Origin of the sequence: Methylobacterium nigriterrae, from assembly GCF_037106235.1 — a bacterium.
Taxonomy (GTDB): domain Bacteria; phylum Pseudomonadota; class Alphaproteobacteria; order Rhizobiales; family Beijerinckiaceae; genus Methylobacterium; species Methylobacterium nigriterrae.
In genome coordinates this window covers 1-201 of the sequence record NZ_JBAWTG010001151.1, presented here as the reverse complement: position 1 = coordinate 201, position 201 = coordinate 1, and the positions used below count along the sequence as shown (strand labels likewise).

At 70.1% G+C, this 201-nt stretch carries 1 protein-coding gene; it reads left to right on the top strand.

Features of this window, described 5'->3' with window-relative positions; genetic code table 11:
- Positions 1 to 201: beta-barrel domain-containing protein (locus WDW90_RS41375; protein WP_488803344.1), on the top strand; the 201-nt coding region annotated here is incomplete at both ends.

Genomic DNA, 201 nt, shown 5'->3' with positions numbered 1-201 from the left:
CCAGCGCACCACCCCCGAGATCAAGGGCGTCGTCAAGCTCGTCTCGGCCGACGTCACCCAGGACAAGGACGATAAGTCGGGCCAGTCCTTCTACAAGGCGCGCATCCAGGTCCCGGCCGCCGAGCGCGCCCGGCTCGGCGAGGTCACCCTGGTGCCCGGCATGCCCGTCGACGCCTTCCTGCAGATCGGCGAGCGCACCGT